19 protein-coding genes are annotated in these 17,459 nt (G+C 71.2%); 8 read left to right on the top strand and 11 right to left on the bottom strand.

The window, feature by feature from the left end; genetic code table 11:
- Positions 1-59 precede the first annotated feature (59 nt).
- Positions 60-983 (top strand): RNA polymerase sigma-70 factor, encoded by a 924-nt coding sequence (locus tag A6F73_RS15835; RefSeq protein WP_208869086.1) that lies wholly within the window; start codon positions 60-62, stop codon positions 981-983.
- 6 nt (positions 984-989) lie between these two features.
- On the opposite strand, the gene A6F73_RS15840 is transcribed toward A6F73_RS15835, so the two are convergent.
- Entirely contained in the window at positions 990-1,199 is a 210-nt protein-coding gene (locus A6F73_RS15840; protein WP_063348404.1) for a hypothetical protein, read from the bottom strand.
- Positions 1,200-1,309: 110 nt separating this feature from the next.
- Positions 1,310-1,456 carry a hypothetical protein gene (locus A6F73_RS39350; protein ID WP_347878537.1) on the bottom strand — a complete coding sequence of 49 codons (147 nt, stop codon included), beginning with the start codon at positions 1,454-1,456 and terminating at the stop codon, positions 1,310-1,312.
- A 458-nt stretch (positions 1,457-1,914) separates the two neighbouring features.
- Here A6F73_RS39350 and A6F73_RS15845 point away from each other — a divergent pair, with 458 nt between their 5' ends.
- Positions 1,915-4,116, top strand: coding sequence for a transglycosylase domain-containing protein (locus A6F73_RS15845; RefSeq protein ID WP_079135719.1), 2,202 nt, complete (start codon positions 1,915-1,917; stop codon positions 4,114-4,116).
- A 58-nt stretch (positions 4,117-4,174) separates the two neighbouring features.
- On the opposite strand, the gene A6F73_RS15850 is transcribed toward A6F73_RS15845, so the two are convergent.
- A complete protein-coding gene (locus tag A6F73_RS15850) occupies positions 4,175-4,393 on the bottom strand; it encodes a DUF397 domain-containing protein (protein ID WP_347878538.1) in 219 nt (72 codons plus the stop codon).
- Positions 4,368-5,234 (bottom strand): helix-turn-helix transcriptional regulator, encoded by an 867-nt coding sequence (locus tag A6F73_RS15855; protein WP_063348407.1) that lies wholly within the window; start codon positions 5,232-5,234, stop codon positions 4,368-4,370. The genes A6F73_RS15850 and A6F73_RS15855 overlap by 26 nt, the downstream gene beginning before the upstream one ends.
- A 186-nt stretch (positions 5,235-5,420) precedes the next feature.
- Here A6F73_RS15855 and A6F73_RS41470 point away from each other — a divergent pair, with 186 nt between their 5' ends.
- A complete protein-coding gene (locus A6F73_RS41470; protein ID WP_063348408.1) occupies positions 5,421-5,783 on the top strand; it encodes an ATP-binding protein in 363 nt (120 codons plus the stop codon).
- Complete coding sequence (locus A6F73_RS15865) at positions 5,780-6,034, top strand: hypothetical protein (protein ID WP_063348409.1); 255 nt, start codon at positions 5,780-5,782, stop codon at positions 6,032-6,034. The genes A6F73_RS41470 and A6F73_RS15865 overlap by 4 nt, the downstream gene beginning before the upstream one ends.
- Positions 6,035-6,185: 151 nt before the next feature.
- On the opposite strand, the gene A6F73_RS41475 is transcribed toward A6F73_RS15865, so the two are convergent.
- The 5 genes from A6F73_RS41475 to hisC all read right to left on the bottom strand — a co-directional run bounded on the left by A6F73_RS41475 (position 6,186) and on the right by hisC (position 11,677).
- A complete protein-coding gene (locus A6F73_RS41475; protein ID WP_063348410.1) occupies positions 6,186-6,839 on the bottom strand; it encodes a DUF5666 domain-containing protein in 654 nt (217 codons plus the stop codon).
- A 7-nt stretch (positions 6,840-6,846) separates the two neighbouring features.
- On the bottom strand, positions 6,847-8,058 hold the full coding sequence (locus A6F73_RS15875) for an ABC transporter permease (protein WP_063348411.1): 1,212 nt from the start codon (positions 8,056-8,058) through the stop codon (positions 6,847-6,849).
- Positions 8,055-8,858: an ABC transporter ATP-binding protein gene (locus A6F73_RS15880; protein WP_063348412.1), complete on the bottom strand. Its 804-nt coding sequence runs from the start codon at positions 8,856-8,858 to the stop codon at positions 8,055-8,057. The genes A6F73_RS15875 and A6F73_RS15880 overlap by 4 nt, the downstream gene beginning before the upstream one ends.
- A gap of 2 nt (positions 8,859-8,860) precedes the next feature.
- On the bottom strand, positions 8,861-10,276 hold the full coding sequence (locus A6F73_RS15885) for a biotin/lipoyl-binding protein (protein WP_063348413.1): 1,416 nt from the start codon (positions 10,274-10,276) through the stop codon (positions 8,861-8,863).
- A 324-nt stretch (positions 10,277-10,600) separates the two neighbouring features.
- Positions 10,601-11,677 (bottom strand): histidinol-phosphate transaminase, encoded by a 1,077-nt coding sequence (hisC, locus tag A6F73_RS15890; protein ID WP_063348414.1) that lies wholly within the window; start codon positions 11,675-11,677, stop codon positions 10,601-10,603.
- Positions 11,678-12,060: 383 nt separating this feature from the next.
- On the opposite strand from hisC, the gene A6F73_RS15895 reads away from it, so the two are divergent.
- The 3 genes from A6F73_RS15895 to A6F73_RS15905 all read left to right on the top strand — a co-directional run bounded on the left by A6F73_RS15895 (position 12,061) and on the right by A6F73_RS15905 (position 15,654).
- Complete coding sequence (locus A6F73_RS15895; RefSeq protein ID WP_063348415.1) at positions 12,061-13,218, top strand: LacI family DNA-binding transcriptional regulator; 1,158 nt, start codon at positions 12,061-12,063, stop codon at positions 13,216-13,218.
- Positions 13,219-13,332: 114 nt separating this feature from the next.
- A complete protein-coding gene (locus tag A6F73_RS41480) occupies positions 13,333-14,580 on the top strand; it encodes a metallophosphoesterase (RefSeq protein WP_159398468.1) in 1,248 nt (415 codons plus the stop codon).
- Between the two features lie 240 nt (positions 14,581-14,820).
- Positions 14,821-15,654, top strand: coding sequence for a hypothetical protein (locus A6F73_RS15905; protein ID WP_079135721.1), 834 nt, complete (start codon positions 14,821-14,823; stop codon positions 15,652-15,654).
- Here the strand turns inward: A6F73_RS15905 and A6F73_RS15910 are convergent.
- Together A6F73_RS15910 and A6F73_RS15915 are read right to left on the bottom strand one after the other, a co-directional pair.
- Positions 15,612-16,103: a hypothetical protein gene (locus A6F73_RS15910; protein WP_063348417.1), complete on the bottom strand. Its 492-nt coding sequence runs from the start codon at positions 16,101-16,103 to the stop codon at positions 15,612-15,614. The two genes, A6F73_RS15905 and A6F73_RS15910, sit on opposite strands and share 43 nt — an antisense overlap.
- A 212-nt stretch (positions 16,104-16,315) precedes the next feature.
- Positions 16,316-16,765, bottom strand: a complete 450-nt coding sequence (locus A6F73_RS15915) for a DUF5994 family protein (RefSeq protein WP_063348418.1) — start codon at positions 16,763-16,765, stop codon at positions 16,316-16,318.
- Between the two features lie 256 nt (positions 16,766-17,021).
- Here A6F73_RS15915 and A6F73_RS15920 point away from each other — a divergent pair, with 256 nt between their 5' ends.
- Positions 17,022-17,453, top strand: coding sequence for a CBS domain-containing protein (locus A6F73_RS15920; protein WP_063351243.1), 432 nt, complete (start codon positions 17,022-17,024; stop codon positions 17,451-17,453).
- The last annotated feature ends 6 nt before the right edge of the window (positions 17,454-17,459 follow it).

Raw genomic sequence — 17,459 nt, forward strand, 5'->3', positions numbered from 1 at the left:
TCGCCGCGCCGTTGGGTAGCCTGCGGATACCCTGCTCGGCCAACCGGGGGAGGAGCTCCATGGCGGAATCGGCAGTTGCGACGGATGCGGCCGGCTACCGACCGCTGCTGTTCTCCATCGCCTACGGGATGACGGGCTCCGTCGGCGACGCCGAGGACATCGTCCAGGACGCCCTCCTCGGCCTGACCCGGGCCGACCGGGCCGGGACCACGATCACCAACCTCAAGGCGTACCTGACCACGTCGGTTACCAGACTGGGCATCAACCACCTGACGTCGGCGAGGGTCCGCCGGGAGACGTACATGGGCGAGTGGCTGCCCGAACCCGTCGTGGTGACCGCCGACCGCCCGGGGCCCGCCGAACACGCCGAGCTGGCCGACGCGTTGTCGATGGCGTTCCTCGTCCTGCTGGAAGCCCTCTCCCCGACCGAGCGGGCGGTGTTCATGCTCCGCGAGGCCTTCGGGTACGGCTACCCGGAAATCGCCGACGCCGTCGGCAAGTCCGAGGCCAACTGCCGCCAGATCATCGCCCGCGCCCGCAAGCGCCTCACCCCCTCGGCCCAGACCGTCGACACCCGGGCGCGCAAGGCCGAGGCCGCCGAACTCGCCCGCAGATTCTTCGAAGCCACCGAAGGCGGCGACCTGGACGCCCTGCTCCAACTCCTCTCCCCCGACGTCGCCTTCCACGGCGACGGCGGCGGCAAGGCCCGCGCCCTCGGCAAGACCCTCACCGGCCTACGCCGCGTCGCCCAACTCCTCATAGGCGGCCTCCGCCGCAACCGCAAACTCGGCGTCACACTGAAGCCGGCCACCGTCAACGGCAACCCGGGCGCCGTCCTCCACGACACCGAGGGCCGCATCGCCGGCGTGCTGGAACTGGACATCGCCGACGGCGCCATCCAGGCCGTCCACTCGGTCTCCAACCCCGACAAGCTCACCCACCTCGGCCCGGTCTCCGACATCGCCCTGGTGAAGACGAAGTGACCCTCCTCAGAGCTTCCACTGGATCGAAGATCCGTCCGGCCCCGTGTAGCCCACGAACTGCCCCTCAAGCCCCGTCTCGACGGTGAACCACTCCCGCCGGGGCCGGTTGCGGTCGAGCCAGGTTCGGTGCGCGGCCTCGATGGCCTGCCACAGGTCCCGGGGGCCGCTGACGGCGACGGTCGACGAGCCCTCGGGGTGGTCCTGCACCTGGGCCACGCCACCAACTCCGGTATTTGTCAGATGAATCCGAGGCATGACTCGTACGCTGGGGCCGCCGCCTGACCCGTGACGGGCAAGCACCAACATATATAGGGCAGTGAGGCGTGCTAGAAGACGATTTCCTGTTCCCCCAAGAACTCGTCCTTGATGCTTTCGATCAGGCTGCGCATCTCGTCACCGGACAAGGCCGCGCCCACGAACCCGTCGAACTTTCGGACATAGACCTCAACGTCGCGAGGGTCAGTGACGACCAACTCGGCACGAGGGGGAGGCGGCTTCGGCGCAGGAAGTCGGCTCGGCCGACTTCCTGCGCTGAGGGGACTCGGACAGTGCCGTGGCGCGCCGTCAGCGGCTGGGTGTGGGAGGGGGTGGGGCGCGTCGGGGCGCTGCCGGCGGGTCTGGATGGGGGCGGGTCGCGCAGGTCGGTGTCGAGGCTCCCGGGCGTAGGCAACCTTTTGGGCCGCTCGCGGCATCTAAGTGGTGTCGGGGCTGCGAGAGGGGGAGGGCGCGGTAGGCGGGCAGGCGCGGTCCGTGGTCGTGCCACCGAGGGGGAGCTGAATTGGTTGCGGGTGGCCTAAATTTCTTATTGCGCTTATTTGGTGCGTATGCGACTTGATGTATTGGAGTCGAATTCCGGCATCTGTTGCACAGCCGTGACAGCCGAGTGCGAAAAATCGTTCGACCAGCGAGGTGTGCGGGCTAGCATTCCTGGATGGAATCGAATCTCCCTCCGATATGGAATTCCTCCGACAGCGCGGCTCTCCCCCCGCCCCGCAAGGCGCCGCTTCGGCTGGCCCGCTTCGGTGCGATCTTCCTGGCGGCGAGCGTGGTGTCCGGTGTGCTGCTGGCGGGCCTCGCCCTGCCTGCCGCCGGCGGTTTCGGGCTGACTGCCAAGGGCACGGCGGAGGGCTTCGAAGACATCCCCAGCGACTTCAAGACCCCGCCGCTCACCCAGGCGACGCAGATCTTCGATGCCAAGGGCGGCCTGATCGCCAAGGTGTACGAGCGTGACCGCACCGTCCTCGCCCCTGAGCAGATGTCGCCGTTCATGCGGCAGGCCCAGGTGGACATCGAGGACGCCCGCTTCTACGAGCACGGCGCCGTCGACCTCAAGGGCGTGCTCCGGGCGATCGGCAAGAACGCCGAGAGCGGCACCGCCTCGCAGGGTGCCTCGACGCTGACCCAGCAGTACGTGAAGAACGTCAACGTCGAGAAGGCGGGCGAGGATCAGGCCGCGGTGCTGGAGGCGCAGCGCAAGACCCTGGGTCGCAAGATCCAGGAGCTCAAGGTCGCGATCAAGCTGGAGGAGGACCTGTCGAAGGACCAGATCCTCACCAACTACCTCAACATCACGTACTACGGGAACGGCGCCTACGGCGTGGAGGCCGCCTCCCAGCGCTACTTCAGCAAGAGCAACAAGGACCTGACCATCGCCGAGGCCGCCATGCTGGCCGGGCTGGTGCAGAACCCCTCCCAGTACGACCCGAAGCTGCACCCGGTGGCCGCGCAGAAGCGCCGGGACACGGTCATCGACAAGATGCTGGAGAACAAGCACATCACCGCGGACCAGGCCAAGGAGGCCAAGGCCGCCCCGCTGGGTCTCAACTTCAAGGATCCGCAGAACGGTTGCATCACCGCCACCGCCCAGGGCGGCATGGGCTTCTTCTGCGACTACGTCCGGCACGTGGTCAAGCAGGACCCGGCGTTCGGCCAGAGCGCCGCCGACCGCAAGAAGTTCTGGGACACCGGCGGCCTGAACATCTACACCACGCTGGACCCGGACAAGCAGGCCGCCGCCCAGAACGCGGTGACCGCCAACGTGAAGGTCACGGACAGCGTCTCGGCCGCCGCCACCATGGTCGAACCCGGCACCGGCAAGATCCTCGCCATGGCCCAGACCCGCCCGTACGGCCTGGACGCCAACAAGAACCAGACCGTCGTCAACCTCAACGTCGACGCGGCGATGGGCGGCGGCAACGGCTTCCAGCCCGGCTCCACGTTCAAGCCGGTCGTCGCGGCCGCGGCCCTGGAGGCGGGCCTGCCGGCGACCCAGGAGTACTCGGCCCCGAACTCGATGGAGTACCCCACGATGAAGACGTGCGAGGGCACCTGGAAGAACCAGGGACGGCCCAAGGCGGTGGTGCCCAACGAGTCCGCCAGCGAGAAGGGCCCCTACCAGCTGAAGCAGGCGATGGCCCTCTCGGTCAACACCTACTTCGTGCAGATGGAGCAGGAGATCGGCCTCTGCGCGGTCAAGCAGATGGCCAACAAGCTGGGCGTCACCAGCAAGGCCAGCGGCAAGCCGCTGGAGGAGGTGCCCGCGATGGCCCTGGGAGTGGAGGAGATGAGCCCGCTGACCATGGCCAACATCTACGCGACCTTCGCCGCCCAGGGCAAGCACTGCGCCCCGATCGCCATCAACAAGATCACCACCGTGGACGGCAAGGACGTCCCCGTCCCGGCCGGCCAGTGCGAGAAGGCGTTCTCCGATGACACGGCGCGGGCGATGAACACCGTCCTGAACGGCGTGACCGAGAACAAGGGCACCGGCGCGGCGCTCAACCTCGACGACAACCGCCAGATCGCCGGCAAGACCGGCACCTCGGACCGCAAGCGGGCCGCCTGGTTCAACGGCTACACCCCGCAGCTCGCCACCGCCGTCTGGCTCGGCGGCCCCAACGGCGGCGTCGAAATGCGCAACCTCACCATCAACGGGAAGTACCGCACCGAGGTGTTCGGCGCCGACGGCCCCGGCCCGATCTGGCGCGACGCCATGAACCAGGCCCTGCGCGGCACGCCCAAGCAGTCCCTGCCGATGGCCGACATCCCCGACCCGGCCCCCAAGACCGACCCGAACAACACCGGCACCGGCACGGGCGCCCCGGCCACCAACCAGCCCGACCCGCAGCACTGACAGCAGTCACACCGGCGGCCCCTTGCGAGAGCAGCAAGGGGCCGCCGGATCGTTTCACTCAGGCGTCGGCGGTGAAGTGGTCAAACTCGCCCGCCTTCGCGCCCTGGAGGAACGAAGCGAACTTGAGGGCGGTCGTACGGACGACGACCTCACCCTCGTCGGACTCCCGGAGTTCGACTGCCCCGGCGACCACACGGACCTCAACGCATTCGGAGTTCGCAGCCGAGTAACTGGACTTCTGCCAGACAGAGTTAGGCATTTTTGCTTTCCATATCATTCTTGATGGATTGAATGAAATCCCGGGACTCCTCCTCCGAGAGAGCCGCCGAATCGATCCGGTCGAGCACGGAACGGAACTGGGCGATATGGGCTGGTGCGTCAAAGACCACACTATCGAGGCCTGAATCCATCTGAGCTGTATCGAGCTCAGCGATCGGACCTTCAACGTACGTGAAGTTCTCGTGGTTGACCGGGAGCGTATCCACGTTGAACAGCACAACTCGGATCGAGATGGTCGACCGCTCGGAGTCCTCGATGAGGCTACCCAGCTGCTCGGCTTGAACCCTGGGCCCACTGAACTGCATGCGCAGCGCCGCCTCATGGATGTATGCAGAGTACGGAGTTTCGCCGGACCGGACCACGTGCTGCCGCCGCACACGGAAGGCGGTCCTCAGGTCAACTTCATGCTGGGGAAGAGGTGGGAAGCCCCGAGCGAAGACAGCAGAAGCGTAAGCAGTGGTCTGGAGCAACCCGGGGATGAAGGCCATCGTGTAGGTCGAGAGTCCATCGGCGCGACCTTCCATCTCGGCCATCTCCAGGAAGTGCTGTGAGAGGCGGCCCCGATACTCCTCCCACCAGCCTCCCTTGTCACGGCCCGAGATGATGTCCGCCAGCGCATCGATCAACGGCTCGTTGACACACATGCACAGCGCGGCGATCGTACGCAGGCGTTCGACACTGATGCCGGTCTTCCCGCTCTCCATCTGCGTCACATGGGCAGGATTGATACCCAGCGCGCGGGCGAGCTGACTGCCGCCGAGGCCGGCCTGCTCCCGCATCCTGCGCAGCTCGGCACCCAGCCGCCGTTGGCGGAGAGTTGGGTTCGATCGAAGGGCCATGGGGTCCTCTCTGCAGCTCGTGGGACCAGTCTGCCTCAGGGGCGCAGCCACGTTAGAGGGAACTTCTCACAGGCCGCCACAAATCTGTGGCGGCCTGCGCTATCGTCGCCACCAAGCGATCGGACTGATCGTCAACAATGCCTGCTCGAAGGCATTCCCCACACCAGCAGCCTCGCGGAGGTTCCCGTGTGCACCCTCAACACCCCCTCGCTCGCGCTCGCCCGGCAGTCCCTGCGGGACGCCCTGACCCGCTCCGGGTGGGACGCCGAGACCATCTTCTTCGCCGAACTCGCCCTGGCCGAACTGGTCGTCAACGCCTGGCGGCACGGCAAGACCGCTTCCCCCGTCGTCCTCCTCTCACTCCTCGGCGGCACCCTCCGGGTCTCCGTCTCGGACGAGAGCGACGTCTTCCCCGAACGACGCCAGCTCCCCGCCCTGGCCACGACCGGCCGGGGGCTCCAGCTCATCGAAGGGCTCACGCACCGCTGGGGCGTGGACTCCCAGGAGCGCGGCAAAACGGTCTGGTACGAGCTGGACTTCGCCGCGTGAGCGCCGCCCGCGAACCCGTCGCGCCGGACGACCCCCGGATGCGCGACTACACCCAGCCCCAGATCGTCGCCCTGCTCGGCGAGGTGCACCAGCGCGGACGCTCCTACGGTCTCCTCTGGGGCTCCGCCTTCCCCCACGAGACCACCCTCGACGGTCGCATCCTCGTCGACTTCGGCAACGCCCCCGTGAGCACTCTGCTCAACCTCCTCCACCTCCTCCGCGACGTGGAACGGGACGAGGCGTGGGGGTGATGGGTTTCACCGTGCCTCTCAGCGTCATCGCGACCCTCAGGATGCCGCGCCCCGGCGACCGCGACGACTACGACAACCAGCGCTGACCACATGCGAAGGCCCTCGCCCCAGGGATTGGGCGAGGGCCTCGCGGCGTCCGGGAGCTACGGGGTCAGCCTCCGGACGGGTTCTTGGGAGCACCGCCACCGCCGAAGCCGCCGCCGAAGCCACCCGCGCCGCCCGCCGCGCCCTCGACGAGCTGGCTGGCCGCGTAGCCGCCGTTGGCGTCGGGGGTGCCGACGACGGTCACGCTCTGGCCGGGCTGGAGGTCGGCGACCTTGCCCTCCTTGTTGAGCTGGACCTTCGTCGCGTCGCCGGTGGTGACCTTGACGGTGTTGCCGTTGGCGTCGGTCAGGTAGACGGTGTTGCCGTCGACGGCCTTGACCGTGCCCCTGGTGAGCCCGGCCTGCCCGCCCTGGCCCTGGCCAGCGCCCTGACCGGCACCCTGCCCACCCCGGCGAGACCCGCTCTGCCCGTACCCCCCGCCACCACCACCCGCCCCGGCCGCCCGCTGCTGCCCGGCGGCGGAAGCCGTCGCGTGCGAGGTGCCGCTGTTCGTCCCGTGGTTCTGCTGGTACCAGACCCCGCCCGCGAAGGCCCCGCTGGCGATGACGCCCCCCGCCAGCACGAGGCTGAGCCAGGGCAGCTTGCGGCGCGGCGGGGCGGCGAGCTCGGCGGTGACGTCGCGGGCGTCCGGCGGGGTGGCGAGCAGGGCGACCTGCTCGGCCGGCGTGCTGCTGCTGACCGTGGCGATCTCGTTGCTCATGGGAGTCCTACTCGTGCCGGAGGGCGTCGATCGGCCGCAGCGAGGCGGCCCGGTTGGCGGGGTAGCTGCCGAAGAACAGCCCGATGGCGACGGCGATGCCGAACGCGCCGATCACGGATTCGGGGATCACCACCGGTTTGATGCCGACGATGCTGAAGTGCGAGCCGGCGATTCCGGCGGCCACCCCGAGCCCGGCGCCGAGCACCGAGAGCAGGGTCGATTCGGTCAGGAACTGCCCGAGGATCACCGCGCGCGGGGCGCCGAGCGCCTTGCGGATGCCGATCTCCCTGGTCCGCTCGGTGACCGTCACCAGCATGATGTTGGTGATCCCGATCCCGCCGACGAGCAGCGAGATCGCCGCCACCGCGCCGAGCAGCACGGTGAAGGTCTTGGTGGTGCTCTCCCTCGCCGTGAGCAGCGAGGACTGGCTGGTGATCCGGAAGTCGGCCTTGGTCGGGTCGGCGATGGCGTGGGTGCCGAGCAGCACCCGGGTGATCTCGGCCTGGGCCGCGGTCGTGCTGTCGGCCGAACCGGCCTGCACCAGGATCTGGTTGACCGATCCGAAGCCGGTGAAGGCGTTCTGCACGGTCGGCAGCGGGGCGATCACCACGTCGTCCGGGTCGGTGAAGCCGCTGCCGCCCTTGGCCTGGAGCACGCCGACCACGGTGAACGGGGTGCCGCCGAGGACGATCTTCTTGCCGACCGGGTCCACGGTGTCGAACAGCTGCTTGGCCGTCGTGGCGCCGAGCACCGCGACCTTGCGCGAGCCGAGCACGTCGTCGTCGGTGAAGTACTCGCCGTGCGCGACCTTCTGGTTGGCGGTCTCGAAGTACGCCGGGTAGGTGCCGACGATCGAGCCGGGGCTGTACGAGATGTCCCCGTACAGCGCCGTCCCGCTGGTGGTGACCACGGGGGCGACCGACTTGATCGCGGTCGAGTCGGTGTCGGCGGCCAGCGCCTTGGCGTCGGCGACCGTCAGCTTCTTCACCGAGGAGGTGGCACGGGAGCCGCCGCTGGCCGAACCGGAGCTGACCGTGAGCGAGTTGGTGCCGAGCGAGGTGATCGACTCCTTCACCGCGACCGACGAGCCGTTGCCGACGGCCAGCAGCAGGATCACCGAGGCGACGCCGATCAGCACCCCGAGCATGGTGAGCGCCGAGCGCACCTTGTTGGCGGCCAGGCCGCCGACCGCGAAGCGGAGCATCTGCCAGAGGATCACGCCGGCACCCCCAGCTCGCGCAGCAGCGGCGGCGGCCCGTCCACCGGGGCCTGCCGGACGTCGCTGACGATCCGGCCGTCGACCAGCCGGAGCACCCGCTTGGCGTGCCGCGCGACTTCGTCCTCGTGGGTGATCAGGACGACGGTGCGGCCGGTGGCGTTGAGCGCGTCGACGAGGTCGAGGACCTCCTCGGTGGAGCGGCTGTCCAGGTTGCCGGTGGGCTCGTCGGCGAGCAGCATCGCGGGTGCGGTGACCAGTGCCCGGGCGACCGCGACGCGCTGCTGCTGGCCGCCGGAGAGCTGGTTGGGCCGGTGCCCGGCGCGCTCGGCGAGGCCGACCAGGGAGAGCGCGGCCAGGGCCCGGCGGCGCCGTTCCGAGGCCCGGACACCCGCGTAGGCGAGCGGCAGCTCGACCTGGGCGAGCGCGGTGGTGCGCGGGATCAGGTTGAAGGACTGGAAGACGAAGCCGATCTTGCGGTTGCGGACCAGCGCGAGCTGCCCCTCGTCGAGGTGGCCGACGTCGATGCCGTCCAGCAGGTAGCGGCCGGCGGTCGGGACGTCCAGGCAGCCGAGGATGTTCATCATGGTGGACTTGCCGGAGCCGGAGCTGCCCATCACCGCGACGTAGTCGCCCTGGTGGATGTTCAGGCTGACGCCGAGCGGGCCGCCGGTGTCCGGGGCCTCCGGGCCGTGCAGCGCGTGCACGACGGCGTCGCCGTGCCCGTACGCCTTGGTGATCCGGCGCAGCTGGATGACGGGCGGGGGCGCCGCCGGGACGCGCTTGTCGATGACGTGACGCATGCTCAGCCCTTACCGCCCCGGCCGGCCCCGCCGCCGACGGCACCGCCGCCCCCGCCGCCGACGCCCGCCAGGCCTGTGCCGCCGCCCTGACCGCCGCGGCCCTGGCCGCCGCCGACCCCCGGGAAGGAGGCGTTCGGGAAGCCGTTGCCGCCGCTGGTGGTGGGGAGTTCGACCTTGTCGCCCTCCTTCAGCCCGGAGACCACCTGCACCGTGCTGTCGCCCTCGACGCCGACCCCGACGCTGACCCGCTCGCTGGAGCCGTCCGGGTGCACCACGGTCGCGGTGCGGCTGGCGCCGGTGCCGGAGAGCGCGGAGGTGGGCAGCGACAGCGCGCTGTCCGCCTCGCCGGTGATCACCTGGACGGTGGCGCTGAGGCCGGTGCGCAGCGCGCTGGTGTCGCCGCTGAGCTGGAGCGTGGCGGCGTACTGGACGGCCGTCGAGCCGGCGCTGCCGCCGCCACTGCTGGGCAGCGAACTGACGGACAGGACACTGGCGTTGAGCTTGGTGTCGGACTGCGCGTTCAGGGTGACGGTGGCCGCCTCGCCCTTCTTGAGCTTGAGCGAGTCCAGTTCGGAGAAGTTGGCGGTGACCTGCATCCCGGTCGGGTTGGTCAGCACGATGAAGCCGCTCGGCGCGCCGCCCGAAGCGGTGCCGCCGGTGGACGACTTGCCGGTCGACCCGGCCGACCCGGCGGAACCGGCGGAACCGGAGGAGCCGGACGAGCCACCGGAGCTCGCGCCCACGGTGTCGCCGACCTTCGCCGAGACGGACGCGACCGTCCCGTCCACCGAGGCGGTCAGGGTGGTGCCGGTCAGCGCCGCCTGGGCGTTGGCGAGGGTGGTCTGCGCGGTGGCGACCTGCTGCTGGGCCTGGGCGACGGCCGCGTCGTCGACCTTGGTGGTGGTGATGGTGGTGGTCTGCGGAGCGGGCGTGCTGTTCGCGCCCGCTCCGCGTTCCCCACCACCGCCGCCGTTGCCGCCGGCGCCGGAGGTCGCACCCGGCAACGGCTGGGTGGTCGTGGTGGTGACACCGGCCTGCGCCTTGGTGAGGTTGGCGTTGGCCGTGGTCAGGGACGCCTGGGCGGCGTCCACCTGCTGCTGGGCGGCCGTGGTGTCGACGGTGGCGAGCAGCTGGCCCTTCTTGACGGCGTCCCCCACCGCGACCTTGACCGAGGTGAGCCGGCCGCCGGTCGCGAAGTCCTGGGCCGCGTCGGTCGGTGAGACCAGGGTGCCGGTTCCGGACACGGTGGCCAGGACCGTTCCCTTGGCCACGGTCGCCGTACGGATCTGGGTCTTGCCGGCGGCGGCACTGGTGCCGCTGTTCACTGTGGCGTACACCAGGGCGGCACCGCCCAGGAGCGCCACGCCGAGCGCGGAGTTGACGAGGACGACGCCTCGCCGTCGCGGGAGCACCTTCATGCCGGACAGCTTTCCTGGGCGCTCTTGCGGAGCCCTGGGCGCGGGCTGGGAGAAGACTGACCGTGCGGATCCGGGCATTCCGGTCACACCGCCCGGTTCGCGCGGGCGCCTTGGCCGTGCCGTGGGCCGTCGTTGGCCGAACTCCCAGCGGGCTCCCAGTGAGTTCCGATGATCTCCAGCCATCCGGCAGCGCCCCGGGCGGCCGGCCCGGGGCGCCGGAAACGCCGCAGGGGCGCACCGCGAACCGGTACGCCCCTGCGACGGAGCCTGCGAAGGCCCCTGCGGAGGAGCCTGCGAAACCTACGGAACCCGCGAAACCGCCGGTCAGAGCGTCTTGCGGAACGCCTCGGCCACCGAGAGGAAGATCGAGTTGCCCTCGGTCTCGCCGATCGAGATCCGGACGCCCTCCGGGAACGGCCGGACGATCACCCCGGCCTCGGCGCACGCGACGGCGAACTCCTGCGAGCGCTCGCCGAGGCCCAGCCAGACGAAGTTGGCCTGCGAGTCCGGGATCTCCCAGCCCTGGGCGCGCAGCGCGGCCACCACCCGGGTGCGCTCCTCGACCAGCGCGTCCACCCGCTCCAGCAGCGCCTGCTCGGCGCGCACCGAGGCGACGGCGGCGTTCTGGGCGAGCTGGCTGACGCCGAACGGGACGGCGGTCTTGCGCAGCGCGTTGGCCACCGGCTCGTGCGCGATCGCGAAGCCGACCCGCATGCCCGCGAGGCCGTACGCCTTGGAGAAGGTGCGCAGCACGCAGACGTTGGGGCGGTCCCGGTAGAGGTCGATGCCGTTGGGCACCTCGGGGTCGCGGATGAACTCGATGTACGCCTCGTCGACGACCACCAGGACGTCGGACGGGACGGCGTCCAGGAAGCGCTCCAGCTCGGCGCGGTGGATCACGTTGCCGGTGGGGTTGTTGGGGTTGCAGACGAACACCAGCCGGGTCTTCGGGGTGATCGCGGCGAGCATCGCGTCCAGGTCGTGGTCGCCGGCCTCGGTGATCGGCACCGGGACGGGGGTCGCGCCGGCGACCTGGGTGATGATCGGGTACGCCTCGAAGGAGCGCCAGGCGAAGACCACCTCGTCGCCGGGGCCCGCGGTGGCGAGGATCAGCGACTGGGCGACGCCGACCGAGCCGGTGCCGGTGGCGATGTGCTCGACGGGCACGCCGAAGCGCTCGGCCAGCACCTCGCTGAGCTCGCCGACGGCCATGTCGGGGTAGCGGTTGAGCGAGCCGGCCGCCGCGACCGCCGCCTCCAGCACGCCGGGCAGCGGGTCGTACGGGTTCTCGTTGGAGGACAGCTTGTACGCGTCGGCGCCGGCCGGCTTGCCGGGCTTGTAGGTGGGGATGCCGTCCAGGGTCGGCCGCAGCCGCGGGCCCTGCGCTGACGTACTCGTCACGGTCCTACTCCTTCTCGATGCTGTCCGCGCGCGTTCGGCACGCGTTCGGCGCGTGTTCGGCGCGTGTTCTCCGGTGCGGTCGCCCCCGCCACCTGTGGGATCGCCACCGTGCCCGGGATCTCGGAACGCGTCCGGGGCACCCCGGTCGGGTGCCTTGAACGATACCGACCGCGCTCACCCGTAGGGGTGAGATGCCCGGTCGGGTGACAGGCGCAGATCAGCCATTCTGCCGGGTTCCTTTGGCACATGTCAGAGGTAAGACGGCTGGTTTCGTGCGGGTATCGAAGGAGCGCACCCCGGCTCACTCTTGGAGAAACGTATCTCCAAGGGCTCCCGATGCGCCGGTCACAGACCCTTGTCAGGAGCCATACGATCGGTCCGCCATGACAGCAGCAGCCAACCAGAGCGGTCGGCGTCCCACCACCTCACGGCGTCTGGAGCGGGCCGGCATCCGGGATGTGGCAGCAGCCGCCGGAGTGTCGATCACCACCGTCTCCGACGCGCTGAACGGAAAGGGCCGCCTGCCCGACGAGACCCGCAGCCGGGTGCGCGAGGTCGCCGAACGCCTCGGCTACCGGCCCTCCGCGGCCGCCCGCACCCTGCGCACCGGACGGTCCGGCCTGATCGGGCTGACCGTCACGACCTACGGCGAAGAACCGTTCACCTTCACGGAGTTCGCGTACTTCGCCGAGATGGCCCGGGCCGCCACCAGCGCCGCCCTCGGCCGCGGCTACGCGCTGGTGGTGCTGCCCGCCTCCTCCCGCCACGACGTCTGGGGCAACATCGCCCTGGACGGCACCGTGGTGATCGACCCGCCCGACCAGGACCCCCTGGTCAGCGAGCTGTACCGGTCCGGCGTCCCGGTCGTCAGCGACGGCAAGCCCGGCAACTGCCCGGTCACCGCCTGGGTCGACAACGACCACGAGGCCGCCGTGCTCGGCATCCTCGACCACCTCTCCGAGGCCGGCGCCCGCCGCATCGGCCTGCTCACCGGCACCAGCACCGACACCTACACCCGGCTCTCCACCGAGGCCTACCTCGGCTGGTGCGCCAAGGTCGGCCAGGAGCCGGTCTACGAGGCCTACCCCGCGCACGACCCGGCCGCCGGCGCCGTCGCCGCCGACCGGCTGCTCGCCCGCCCCGACCGGCCCGACGCCGTCTACGGCCTGTTCGACCCCAACGGCACCGACCTGCTCGCCGCCGCCCGCCGCTACGGCCTGCGGGTCCCCGACGACCTGCTGCTGGTCTGCTGCAGCGAGAGCGACGTCTACGCCACCACCGAACCGCCGATCACGACGCTCTCCCTCAAGCCCCGCCGGATCGGCACCACCGTGGTCAACCTGCTCATCGACGCCATCGAGGGCGTCGACTCCGGGACGGGCGTCGACATCGCCCGGCTCTTCCCGCCGCGCTTCCGCACCGCCGGCACCGGCCCGCCACCGGGCACCCTGATGCCGACCGAGCTGATCGTCCGCGCGTCCTCCCTGCGCCGGAGCCCGCGCACCACCGTCAGCCCTCCCCGACCCCCGGGCGAGGTCTAGACCATACCGAGCCGGGACAAAACGGACCTTGCGGGACGGCCCGGCTGACGCTCCGGAGGATTGGATACCCACCAGGTGACGACGCCGGGAGAGTGGTCTTCCTATGATGGGCGAATGACACCCGAGGACCGCTTCCCCGGGCCTGAACACCCCGACTCAGGCCCCCGCCACCAGCCGGACCTCGACGTGCTGCCGTACGGCACCTACTACGAACCGGAGCCCGCCACCGGCTACCCCGGCACGCCGTACGAAGCGGAGACCTACAGCGGCTACGGCGGAGCCCGCTACCTGGAGCAGCACTGGCCCGCCGACGGGCAGGACCACACCGTGCACGCCCCGGAGAACGCCCCGGTCTTCCACCAGGACCACCCCGGTTCCCACCAGGACCACCCCGGCTACGAGCCGACCCTGCCCGACCAGCAGTCCCCCGGCCACCAGGCCCCCGCCCACCAGGCCCCCGGCCGCGACGACCCGCCGACCATCGAACTCGGCCCGCCGCTGCCCGACCCCTCCGCGCCCAGCTACCCGTACCCCGCCCCCGGCCCCGGCGAGCCCCCCGGCCCGCTCTACGTCGTCGGCGACGTGCACGGCTACCTGGAGGAACTGCGCGCCGAGCTGCGCCACCAGGGCCTGATCGACGCCGAAGGCCACTGGTCCGCCGGCCGCTCCCGGATCTGGTTCCTCGGCGACTTCACCGACCGCGGCCCCGACGGCATCGGCGTCATCGACCTCGTGATGCAGCTCGCCGCCGAAGCCGCCGCCGCCGGCGGCTACTGCCGCGCCCTGATGGGCAATCACGAACTGCTCTTCCTCGGCGCCGCCCGGTACGGCGACGAACCCGTCCAGTCCACCGCCGGCACCGCCTCCTTCCTCGCCGCCTGGCGGCTCAACGGCGGCCAGCAGCACGACCTGGACCGCCTGGAGGGCCACCACATCAGCTGGCTCTCCCGGCTGCCCGCCATCGCGCTGGAGGACGGCCACCTGCTGCTGCACTCCGACACCACCGCGTACCTGGAGTACGGCGAGTCCATCCCCGACGTCAACGACGCCGTCCACAGCCTGCTCGCCGACGAGGGCGTCGACGAGTGGTGGGACTGCTTCCGCCGCTTCACCAAGCGCTTCGCCTTCCGCGGCGACGCCGGCCCGACCGCCGTCCACGAACTCCTCGACACCTACGGCGGCACCCGCATCGTGCACGGGCACAGCCCCATCCCGTACCTCACCGGCGCGGTGCACGCCGACGACGGCCAGCCGCCGCACATCCCCGGCCCCTACGTCTACGCCGACGACCTCGCGGTGGCCATGGACGGCGGCGTCACCATGGAAGGGCGCCTGCTCGTCGCCCGACTCCCCGTCAACTGAGGCCCGCAGGCCAGGGTCGGTCGAACGGGCGTTCCCGGCGCCCGGGCCGCCGCACGCGCGCGGGCCGGGGCGCGAAATTCCGGAAACCGACTGTCAGCACGGCCGCGCCCGCCCCTACCATGAGGCACACCACACCCGGCCGCCCGTCCGGCGGCCCGCCTCCGCGCCCGTTTCGGCGCCCCTGAGGGTCCCGCGGCCCCTGGGGCGGAGCGAACCGGGGTGCGCATGAACGGGGTCCCCATGTCCAACCCCCCGCCGCTGCTCGCCGAGGACCGCCCGGAATACGAGCGCCTCCTCGCCGAAGCCCTGCGCGACCGCACCGTCCTCACCGCCCTGCGCGCCCCCGGCGCGCTCACCACCGACCAGCTGCGCATCCGCGCCCTGCGCGACGCCGACGCCATCGCCGCCGCGGCCGCCACCGAGTACACGCACTACACCCGGCTGCGCGAGACCCTGCGCACCACACCCCCGCCGCCCCCGGGCGCCGAACCCATCGCCCCCGGACTGCTCACCCAACTGCGCTCCGCCAACGGCGGCGCCGGGCTCTTCCCCGTCCTCACCGTGCTCACCCCGGTCCTCGCCTGGACCGCCGCCCTCGTCCTGCTGCTCATCGGCTACCTGCTGCGCGCCGCCAACCCCGACCTCACCCTCGCCCGCAGCCTCGTCACCGCCGGCTGGGTCGCCCTCGCCGCCGGAGTCGCCGCGATGGCCATCGGCATCATCGGACTCGTCCTCACCGCCATACGCGACGGCGGCGCCGCCGCCCCGGCCGGCACCGACCCCGAACTCGCCGCCGAACTCGCCGACGCCCGCCGCGAATGGCGCACCGCGCTGCGCGACCGCGGCCTGCTCCCCTACCTGCACACCCACCTGCCCGCCGTCCCCGCCGGCGCCCCCGACTTCACCAGCCCGGGGTACACCTCACCCGACTTCTCCAGCCCGGGCCCCGTCCCCACCGCCGACTACACCTCGCCCGACTTCACCAGCCCCGGCACCGTCCCCACCCCGGCCCCCGACTTCACCGCCCCCGGCTACACCAGCCCCGCCTTCACCAGCCCCGACGACGTCACCTGAACACCGGACACCGGCGGCCGCCCGCCCAGCAGCCGCTCGCCCAGCGCCCGCTGGCCGCGCGCGAGCCACCCCACCGGCCAGCGCAGCAGCACGTACAGGCAGAGCCCCCAGCCGGCCGCGTGCACCGCCCACACCCCGGCCATGGTCGGGCCGCCCCAGGCCTGGTGGTAGTCCGTGTCCAGGTACCAGACCGGGTACCCGAAGTTCCGCACCGAGTTGAAGAGCGAGTACCCCACCAGCAGGAACGCCGCCGCGTCCAACGGCAACCCGAGCGCCGCCCGCCCCAGCACCCGGCCACCGGTCCAGCCCCGGCCCCCGGACACCCACGCCTGCCACCGCGCGGCCCGACCGGGCCGGCCGGCGAGCACCAGCGCCGCCCCCACCACCCCGGCCGGCAACGCCAGGAAGGCCCGGGCGGCGGTGCTGGTCTGACGGCGGATCGCGGACATCTTCGGGCTCCTCACCCTCGTTCGGCTGTTGGCCTCACCCTCCCGTGACACCGACCGGGCGGTCGTCACACCACGGGGCCGGATCAACCGTCATACCCCGGTACGACGTCCGGTGGTGCGCCGCTGCTCCCCCGCACGGGGGAGCCGGTTCCCCCCGGGTGCAGACCGTCGTCTTCCGGCTCGGTTCACCGGGTGCCGGTGGGCAACAGCCGTCAGGAGGTCAGCAGTTCGGCCGCCGGGGTGTGGTTCCCGGTCGCGGACGCCCCCGCCATCGCCGTGGAGGCCTTCTCCGGGTCGGTACGGGGCGGCACCACCAGGAGGAGGAAGTGGTCCTGGAATCCCCGGGTGACGCTGATGGTCGCGTGGCTGCTGGTGAGCCAGTTGACCCTGATCAGGAGGCCGTTCACCACGACGGACCGGGGCACGCCGTCCCAGGCCGAGGTGTCGAGGCCCACCCGGATGATGCGCCCCAGGTGGGCGCCGAGCGCGGTGACCAAGTCCGGCAGTTCGGCCAGCACCCGGTTCGAACGCGGCCACCAGGCGCCGTCGAAGACCCCGCCCCGCGACATCGTCGGCTCCAGCACCAGACGTGGCAGCAACGGGACGCCGGGCACGGACCACGGCCCGGGGGTGGCGGGAACAGGGAGGGGGATCGGCAGCATCAGAAGCCGCCCGTCCGGTCCGCAGGGACCTGTCATGACCTAGGGCGACACCAGCGCCGGTACCGGTATACGGAATGTCCTCGGTTGTCTCCCAACGGTACTCCGCGGCACCCTCCGACGGGCCTCCCGTCACGGGAGTACGCTCGAAGACATCCAGGGCATTCCGCATCCCGGTACCCGTTCCGGCTTCGTTCTGGGTGAAGGGTCGTCCGAGCCGTTCCGGCCGGGCACCCGGGGACGGGAAGCGGTGACCACCATGACCACTCACGCCCCGCAGGCGGCACGCACCGGTCACGGCCTCACGGTCGCCGACGCGATGGAGCCCTGCGAGTACCAGATAGCCGACGACAGCACCGTCGACCAGGCCAACGACATCCTGCGCGGCGCCCACGTCGAGTACCTGCTCGTCCGCGACCACGACGGCCGGTGCGAGGGGCTGGTCACCCGCACCGGGCTCCACACCTTCCTGGAGCACCCCCGGACCACCGAGCGGACCTCGATCGGCGCCACCGTGCACCAGCGCGGCCCGTTCGCCTGGCCGGCCCTGGGCCTGGCCCTGGCCGCGATCACGATGCGGATCAAACGCATGGCGGTCTGGCCCGTCGTCGACGACGACGGCTACATCCTCGGCATCCTCACCGCCGACCGCGCCACCGGCCTCCTCGAACCCGCCGCCGTCCTCGCCTGACCCGCA

The organism is Streptomyces sp. MJM8645 (assembly GCF_001625365.1).
GTDB lineage: Bacteria > Actinomycetota > Actinomycetes > Streptomycetales > Streptomycetaceae > Kitasatospora.